The sequence below is a fragment of the Oleiphilus sp. HI0066 genome (assembly GCF_001635725.1).
Genome location: NZ_LWFH01001421.1, coordinates 1 through 3558, shown reverse-complemented (window position 1 = coordinate 3558; position 3558 = coordinate 1). Strand labels below are relative to the sequence as shown.

Genomic DNA, 3558 nt, shown 5'->3' with positions numbered 1-3558 from the left:
ATTACAGTAGCGAGCCTCGTGGGTATTCTTGCATGCGCAAGCATGATGTTTGGTGAAGGCCAACTGTCTAGCCTTGTACTACTCGCTATTGTCGGCCTCTGCTTGTTTCTAGGTGTCGGTCTAGTACAACCAATTGGTGGTGCCGATATGCCAGTTGTTGTTGCGCTACTTAACGCCTACTCAGGTCTTGCTGGCGCAGCGACCGGTTTCGTGTTGGAAAACCAAGGCTTGATCATCACTGGTTCTCTAGTTGGCGCGTCTGGTCTTATCCTGACTGCAGTAATGTGTAAAGCCATGAACCGTTCACTACCAAACGTTCTCTTTGGTGGTGCATTTGGGCCGCAGGCTGATACGCAGTCGAAGTCAAACGACAGCGAGTTTTATGACGGCAAAGTGAAATACGCAACGCCAGATGACCTTGCACTACTCTTAGACGGTGCGCGCAGCGTTGTGATGGTTCCAGGCTATGGACTTGCGGTTGCCCAAGCGCAACACGCAGTGAAAGAGCTTGCTAACCAGCTTGAAGCACGTGGAGCTAAAGTCAGCTATGCAATACACCCTGTTGCTGGACGTATGCCTGGCCACATGAACGTATTGTTGGCAGAAGCTGAGATACCATATGATCAACTAAAAGACATGGATACCATCAATCCTGAGCTTCCTCAGGCTGATGTGGCAATCGTACTTGGCGCAAATGATGTTGTTAACCCAGCTGCAGCTGAGGATCCAAATTCGCCTATCTTCGGAATGCCTATTCTCGATGTGCATAAAGCGAAGACCGTCGTTAACGTTAAGCGAAGCTTGTCTCCGGGCTTTGCCGGCATACCAAACAGCCTATTCATTCGTGACAATAGCTTGATGGTAAAAGGCGACGCAAAAGAAGTCCTTCAAGCAACGACCTCAGCGATCAAAGAGCTCTAAACAAAGCTTAGTTATAGAAAGTCCAAAACCGCACTTCGGAGCTTCTGAAGTGCGGTTTTTTTATTTACGCACCGCAGCTTTTTCGTCATATCAGGCCACCTTCAAACTAATCACAAACATTCCGTCATTTCATACAATTTTGTCTCCATGTTTTTCCTTACATTGGCCGGGTTGAATAATTTTCATACAACAATAAAAGGAGAGATCATGTTCAACTTAAAAATAACAGCTAAACGATCATTGCTCGCAGTCGCGGGTTCTTTAGGTATTAGCTCTATGGCGTTTGGAGATGCGCACAGCGGTTATGTTGCGCCTATCGATTTACCAACAGCACCAGTTAACACCTGTAAATGGTATCAACCCGTATGTCATGTCGCGTACGACATTGAGTACGCGGGCTACCTTATCGAAAAAGCTAATGTGAATGCCATTAACTACGACAATCGCTACAACACGCAGTATCCGATTGTGTTAGTTCACGGCGTGTCTGAATTCGACAAAATTATCGGAGTTGTCGAGTATTTCCAGAATATTCCAGCAGTTTTGCGCTCAGGAAACGCAGTTGTATATACGCCAAATGTAACCGCATGGGATACCGCACAAGAACGTGGTGAGCAGCTATTAGGCTACATCAATAATACGGTATTGCCAGAAACAGGCGCATCAAAAGTACACTTGATCGGTCACAGCTTAGGCTCACCAACATCACGCTATGTTGCAGCAGTCAGCCCTGATATTGTGTCATCTGTGACATCAGTAAACGGCATCAACTATGGCTCTGGGTTTGCGGATTGGGGTGTCGACAACATTATTGGTGGACCGCTTGAAGGCATAGCGGCAGATTTGTTGAACTTAACCGGAGACGTACTCGACGCACTCGCAGGTAATCCTGAATATGCCAGTGACGCGCTAGAAACCGTTAAGTTTATGTCTTCTGAAGGCGCATTAGCTTTCACAGAAGAGTTTCCTGACGGAGAGCCAACAACTTATTGTGGTAACGGCGCCAACCTTGTTAACGGCATTCATTACTACTCATGGGGAAGTATTGGCACAACCACAAATATCGCAGACATAAGTGATGCTTTATTCGTGCTTACTGACGCATTGGGTTACTACAATGGCGAACAGACAGATGGCTTAGTTGCTAAATGCTCGCAACGTTGGGGTGAGAACATTCGTGACGATTGCTGGATGAACCATTTAGATGCTACGAATATGCTATTTGGTCTGAGTAATCTTTTAGAGACTGATCCTAAGACGCTATACAAAAACCACGCTGATCGTTTCCGAGACATGGGTTTGTAATAGCAATTGCTGTACTAATTGAGGTCAGTTTTTCTATCGAAATACCTGACCTCTCTTAAATTAGAAAACCGCTAATGGGTGACCAGAAGCGGCTTTTTTATAGTCTTAATATAAGATAAAACTGGGGTTGAAGGCGGACGAGATCAGATTAATGTGCAACTATTTGGCTGGAATGCCTAAGAAAATTAAACAAGAATAAACGGCTCAGATTTCTCTATCGGCCATTTTATCTAAGGTCGCTAAGCGCTTGCGCTCATTCACATCAAACATAGATGCTTGCAAGGCCTGAATTTCTAATTGCTTATCAGAATCTGACAAACCATTGGTATTCAATACTAATTCCCTTTTTTGCCGATACTCAGCAAAACGTGCATCCCAAGCAGATTGCTTTTGATCTGCTTCAGCAAATCGTTGAACAGTTTTCTCGTCATATACTCTACGACGCAGTTCATGAAGCTCTTGTGCTGTAGCTCCGGCTTCCTTAGCAGCTTGTATTCTTTTCCTGTCACGATCGAGCTGCTTTAGATTCTGTTCTTGCTCGGGCAAGAGGCCTTCAAGATCAACCAAACTTCCTGACCGAACGCTATCCTCTCTCGCATCTCGTTTACGCTGTAATACCGCGGCAGTGTATGCGTCTAGCGCATCTTCTTCAGCAAAAAACGCCTCGTAAACATCTGCGCTTAAGCTATTCATTCGTGCATCACGACGGTATTCAAATAGGGTTAAGTAGTCATGTCCAGACGGGGCAACAAGATTGTTGCCAGCGACAATCCCCTCTAAATCAATTAGAGCCTCTTTATACAAAATATACTCAGCCAAAACACCAATCGCCTGAGAGCGTGCTGGCTCTTCGAGGTGTCTAGTAAAATACTCTTCGATGCGCCCGATAATAGTTTCGATTGGCTCTTCACCAAACGCTGCTAAAAAGTAATCGATCATAGATTTTAAAGAAGGGGTGACGACTAAGTCTCCGTCATCCGTCAGCGCAAAATAACCGGGTATGCTTGTGCCACGTAAGGAATTTGCTAAAGGTCCGTAAGCTGACGAATATGTGTCGCCCTGCTCATTCGGATAAATTTCATGGATTTCTGTAGATTCATTCAAAGGAGTTTGAATATTCTTGCGCTTCTCAGCGAGATACGCATTAGAGTTTGGCGTATCTTCAAGCTGAGATCCAAGATCCGAAGACTGCTTGTCTGACATAAGGAATGTCGCACCAAGTAGCACTCCTACACTCGCCAAACCAGCACTCATCGCTAGCCTTTTTTTCATATCCAAATGACCTTTAGCGACTCAAATTAATCAATTAGTGTTTCGTTTAATTCGAATTTG

3 protein-coding genes are annotated in these 3558 nt (G+C 45.0%); 2 read left to right on the top strand and 1 reads right to left on the bottom strand.

Features of this window, described 5'->3' with window-relative positions; genetic code table 11:
• On the top strand, window positions 1–921 hold a 921-nt coding region (locus tag A3738_RS21580), incomplete at its 5' end, for an NAD(P)(+) transhydrogenase (Re/Si-specific) subunit beta (RefSeq protein WP_068763848.1).
• A gap of 207 nt (window positions 922–1128) precedes the next feature.
• Window positions 1129–2226 carry a triacylglycerol lipase gene (locus tag A3738_RS21575; protein WP_082878624.1) on the top strand — a complete coding sequence of 366 codons (1098 nt, stop codon included), beginning with the start codon at window positions 1129–1131 and terminating at the stop codon, window positions 2224–2226.
• Between the two features lie 204 nt (window positions 2227–2430).
• Here the strand turns inward: A3738_RS21575 and A3738_RS21570 are convergent, their stop codons facing one another.
• On the bottom strand, window positions 2431–3498 hold the full coding sequence (locus A3738_RS21570) for a lipase secretion chaperone (protein ID WP_068474342.1): 1068 nt from the start codon (window positions 3496–3498) through the stop codon (window positions 2431–2433).
• Window positions 3499–3558 lie beyond the last annotated feature (60 nt).

Coding starts and splice junctions, on each gene's coding strand:
- A3738_RS21575 (WP_082878624.1), top strand. CDS start 1,129: ATGTTCAACTTAAAAATAACAGCTAAACGATCATTGCTCGCAGTCGCG.
- A3738_RS21570 (WP_068474342.1), bottom strand. CDS start 3,498: ATGAAAAAAAGGCTAGCGATGAGTGCTGGTTTGGCGAGTGTAGGAGTG.